General features: G+C 52.2%; 4 protein-coding genes. 1 reads left to right on the top strand and 3 read right to left on the bottom strand.

The annotated features are described in order from the left end of the window. Nucleotides 1-60: 60 nt before the first annotated feature. From CSQ89_RS19760 to CSQ89_RS23340, 3 genes are all read right to left on the bottom strand, one after another. A complete protein-coding gene (locus CSQ89_RS19760) occupies nucleotides 61-558 on the bottom strand; it encodes a hypothetical protein (protein ID WP_099407742.1) in 498 nt (165 codons plus the stop codon). A 526-nt stretch (nucleotides 559-1,084) separates the two neighbouring features. After that, the gene (locus CSQ89_RS23930) at nucleotides 1,085-1,375 is read right to left on the bottom strand and encodes a transposase (protein WP_374701384.1); all 291 of its coding nucleotides are present in this window, start codon (nucleotides 1,373-1,375) and stop codon (nucleotides 1,085-1,087) included. Beyond that, nucleotides 1,336-1,995, bottom strand: coding sequence for a hypothetical protein (locus tag CSQ89_RS23340; RefSeq protein WP_233203346.1), 660 nt, complete (start codon nucleotides 1,993-1,995; stop codon nucleotides 1,336-1,338). The genes CSQ89_RS23930 and CSQ89_RS23340 overlap by 40 nt, the downstream gene beginning before the upstream one ends. A gap of 400 nt (nucleotides 1,996-2,395) precedes the next feature. Between CSQ89_RS23340 and CSQ89_RS19745 the strand changes: the two genes are divergently transcribed. Continuing rightward, entirely contained in the window at nucleotides 2,396-5,017 is a 2,622-nt protein-coding gene (locus CSQ89_RS19745) for a collagenase (RefSeq protein ID WP_158229060.1), read from the top strand. Nucleotides 5,018-5,060 lie beyond the last annotated feature (43 nt).

The following is a 5,060-nucleotide window of genomic DNA, read 5'->3' as shown; positions in this document are numbered from 1 at the left end:
CAAGCAAGCGACCAAAGCCCATATGGAGATGTTGGAAAACACCCCGGAACGAGTGTGCTCCTATTTCGAAGACCCCAGGATCAAGTACGCCGCCTGATCAACACTTAGTTGCCGGGTGAATAGTTGCCGAACGCTCACGCCGGTCTCGTGCAAGCGGGCTTTCGCGGCGCGAAGCGGCCCGGCCAGTGCAATGTGGTCTTTGCCTAACTGCTTAACCTGCTTACCGGCGAGCTTGGCTTTCTCGCTGTAGTTACGGGTCGCGTTCTGCGCCGCCCTAAATTCGCTTTCGAGCTTTTCCAGCTCGGCCCTGGCCTGCTCGGTCTTTTCTTTGAACTCGACAAGCTTGGCCTTGGCTTTATGCAATGCCTCGGTGGATGCACTGGCCTGCTTCCTTAGCGCGGTGAACGTATTCACGTTGCTTTGCTGCGCGTTCAACGCCTTTAGCTGCTTGCGGATGGCGTCCACCTTGCCGGCCGTCTCGCGGCTGGCCGCGCTGACGCTGCGTAGCGGCGCGGTCAGGCGGTCCACCGCTGATAGCAGGACTTGGAGTTTTAGCATTTGTTCACTCATGGGATTCACAGGGCATTAGGGTTGCCCCATCGTGCCGCGTGCGCGCCCGTGCGTCAGGTGCTGGCGCTTGAAATGTGAGGAGCTGCTCCCACACGCCCAGCGCAGACCAGCGTGAAAACCGCTTGAAAACACTGTTCCAATTACCCCGATCTGCCGGCAGCGAACGTCATTGCCCACCCACCCGGAGGCAATGCTCTCAGCTTAAGCTCAACTCATTGATTCCCCTTGTAGTTTGAATGCTTATGCGGTTTGGTTCTTTGAGGTCTCGGGTAGTGCCTGTCAGGCAGGATACGACAGCGGTACTGACTGGCAGCGTCAAGGGTTGGGGCCAGGAGCGCAAGGCATGCCTTCACACCAAGGACGCAGCCCGCCAGAATGCCGCCCAAAGCACCCATGGCGTAGGTCCGATTGGGGCGAGAATCGGCGGAAGCGGGAACATCGCTCCCGACCACTAGCGCACACAGATTATCGGCCAGCACTTTTGCAGCAAAATCCTGCTGCAGCGCCAGATAGCTCAGGCCGGATACCGCGACTCCAGCCAGAGATGGTGCTTCAGGCGTTTGAACGCTTCTTCGATCCGCCAGCGTCGGTGGTAAAGCGCACCGAAATCGGCAGCAGGAAAACGCTCGGCATCGAGTAGGTTGGTCATCAGCACACGGACTTTACCGCTGGGTGTCACATCCTGGATCAGACGAACCGTTGTGCCGGTTTGGGCGAATTCGTCAGTGCTGGCATCGCGGGCGTGCGGGGCATCAGGGTAATGACCTACTCGGTCAGATTGCTGCTGAGGAAATCCGCGACGCAGCGCAAGCCACTCCGGTCTACGGGCAGGCAGAAATGCAGATTGGCCTGGGCAATGGCTGCCGCCATGGTGTTGCCGACATAACCTCGGTCGAGCACCAGTAGATCGGATGCCGACAAGCTGGGCAAGACCTCGTAGAGCATCTGGCGCTCACTGCCATCCGCAGGGTGCAGACTGGCATGCAGCGTGAGTTCTGCTCCAGGTAAAAACAATGCAAAGGCATAGTGATCGACATTGAGTTCCGCGCCTTCGCGAGTGGCCACCTGCAAACGGGAAGCATCAGCCGCGACGCCCCGAAATCCATGCCATTGATCGCCATCGATGCGAGGTGCGGCTAGTTTTAGCAGGTGTTGATTGATCAGATCGAACAACTGTGCGGAAAACCCGCGCCGTGCTTTGCTGAAAGCCTGTGCGTTGTCTTGTCTGGAGCGGCCAGCTTGACCAGAAAGGGAGGCAAAAAAGCCATCGAGACCGGTCTGCACGCTGGTGCACATGCCAGAGAGCATCATCGCAGCCATGCGCGGCAAAGTCAGGGTTCGATCGCGGGTAAAAGCGGTAGGATTTAGGCGAACGAGATCAGCAAGGGCAGGATCAAGCAGAAAGGAACTGAACTCGGAAAGCAACTCGGCATGAGCGGGCGTTTGAGTTCATATTGTTAAAATAATCAATGAGTTAGCTTATTTATATAATGCCACTTCCCTAGCTGTAGATCAAGGAAAATAGTTTAAGTTGAGAGCATTGCCCTCGAAACCCGCACCAGTGCTTGTGAACAGCCAGTTACCTTCCAAATGCAATAGAGCGACCAACCAAATAAATGGCTTAGATGCCAATTTATACCGAATTATGCCTTTGACATACACAATGCCTTTGTCATAACCTGCAGCACCGTTTTCGTAGATCAGAATACGGTGTTGTTTTCATGTGGCGGTACGCCTGCTTATGGGACGGTTAGACCTTATTTGCTGCGCTGCCTTCCCAAATCAAACACTGCTTTCCAACATCGTTATTCGGAGCACTGCTGATATGACCATTACACTCAAACGCACAACGCTAGCTTGCTTAATGGCACTAAGTTCACTGACTATTAATCTTGCCCTGGCCGATGTCGGCTTACCCGAGAATACCATCCAAATTCACGGGGCTGTAAAAACCGCAAAGCAAACTCAACAATCAGAAAATCTTAGTCCTAAGGCAATGGCTCGGATGATGGCCGACTCTGCAGATACTCCCTGCGATGTTGATGAAATAACCAGATACCGCGGCAGGGATCTGATAGAGAAAGTCATATCCAAAGAATGTAGGCAACAAATATTTGGCGCCTCCGACGCACAAGCATCCATTTTATTCCACGAATCAATAATGTTGGATATAGCAAGAGAATATCGCCGGCTTGCTGCCAACTACAACAGTACTAATGAAACTCAAATTGATAGACTGCAGGAATACTTGCGTGCAGGTTATTATCGCCAGTTCACCCTCAAATTACCAAAGTACAGCAACGCGCTGAAGGATGAAATCGTTCCCGGCCTGCGCTCACTGCTGACTTCCAATAACTCGCGTAGGATTTCGGAAGGTAATGGGCAGGTCATGGCAGGCTCCTATAAAATGATCCATCTCCTTGATGAATTAACCAATTTCCTACCAATAATCAAAACTAGAATGGATGGAGTCACTACTGAATTTATACGAAGTGAATCTCCTCTTTCAAACTCTACTTATTATCTAGCGGAGTTGATTCAACGCGTCAAACACGTCCCCGCCGCTGTTGCCATAGTCAAGCGCGATACCAGCTACCTTAAATCCTTCAGTAACCTGATACGCAACCATGAGACTCTAATCGGTACCAAGGACGAAAAGATGCTTGTTGAAGCCATGGTGGGGCTGGCAGGCATGCTGGAATTGCCGGAACTCAAGCAAGAAGTCCTTCCCATATTACGTGACACCATGGCCCGCTATAGCTTTCAAGGGTATGGCGATACGATTTGGCTCGCCGCCACCGGGGGGATAAATAGGTACGATAAGGAGAATTGCAGCAGCTACAACGCCAACGCGTGCGATGTCACAGAGAGATGGGAAAAAATAACGCTGACCAGCGAACGCAACTGCGCACCCAATATCAAGATCCGTTCGCAAGGGTTCTCTGATGCCGACTTGGCTGAGTCCTGCAGACTGCTACTGGAGGAGCACAGGTTGTTCACCCAATCCATGTTCGGGTTGGACCCGAGTAAGGCCAATATCATCCCCACCAAGTTCAACGCTGGCTTGGAAGTGATCGCCTTCAAATCCAATGAAGAATACCAAAAGTACGGTGGTGCCATGTACGGCATCGGCACCGGTAATGGTGGAATCACCATGGAAGATGATCCTAGCAAACCTGGCAATATTCAGCGCTTCTACGCCTTTCACAAAGACGGAATAACGACAGGGCCCGCAGGCAATAAAATACTTTGGAACCTGGAACACGAATTCATCCACTACATCGATAATATCTACAACTTCAAGTCCTACGGTGACGCTTACAGAAGCAGCAACATCGTATGGTGGATGGAAGGCGCGGCTGAATACTTCTCGTACAAGAACGACAATCCAGAAGCCATTGAATTTGGCAAGAAAAAAACCTACGCACTCAGCACGATCTTTCATAATTCCTATGAAATGGCGGACCAAGTGGTACGTTGCTACAAATGGGGCTACCTAGCTGTGCGTTTCATGTTTGAGCGTCATCGCGACAACATCGAACAACTTCTCGCGGCTCTACGGTCGGGCGACTATAAAGAATACAATCGAATTCTATTGAACCAAATCGGTACCCGTTACGACAGCGAGTTCAATAGCTGGCTCGACACGGTTAACACTGGCGGTACCTTTGCGGGAGCCCGCTACTACGGCGGAAGAAATAATGCCAAGGGCATTGATAACGAAAAGTCAGGCCCCACTGGCAAATCCACTTTCCAGGCTGCAAAGAAGTACTTCAATGGTGACGTAGTCATGTATGACGGCAAGAATTACAGACTTTCCATCGTGTCCGATGGTAAACCAACCTCCGACTTTTACTTATATGGCGAGAATTGTGTGCCAACCAAGGCTGCCTGGAGAAGTAAAGATGGCCGCACCATAGGTCAGTGGGTATTGGAAAATGGTGGCACCACTAATCCTACGACGCCGAACTCCACGACATTCGTAGCCGGCCAACAATATCGCCATGGCAACCAAGTGGAATACAACGGCCGTGCCTACACCTTCAGCGTTATCATCGATGGCAAACCAGTGACCAACTACCCGATATATGGCTCCACTTGCGTTCCGGTTACCTGTACCAGCTCTAGCCCCTTCGGAAGTAGCGATGGCCGTATCAAGACCTACTGGCAGGAAGGGCAGATTGCGGGCGGTGGTACATCGACAGGTGGTGGTACATCGACAGGTGGGGGCACGACATCAAGTGCCGATTCGTTCAACATCCGGCAACAGTATCGCGACCAGGACCAAACCGTATCCGGTGGCAGGACCTATCGCTTTACGGTCAAGGTAGATGGGCGGAAAGCAAACAACTTCCCCATATACGGTGGAACTTGCGCCCCTGCGAGCTGCACTGCTTCAGTACCGTTTGTTTCGAGCGATCGTCGCTCAACAGCCTATTGGCAGTAAGGGCAGTTAGGTTGAACAGCCCTTGTACTTAGCGGCTGTTCAA

Source organism: Chitinimonas sp. BJB300 (assembly GCF_002735695.1).
Taxonomy (GTDB): domain Bacteria; phylum Pseudomonadota; class Gammaproteobacteria; order Burkholderiales; family Chitinimonadaceae; genus Chitinimonas.
Note: the sequence above shows the minus strand (reverse complement) of the source record. Positions and strands in the feature narration are given on the sequence as shown.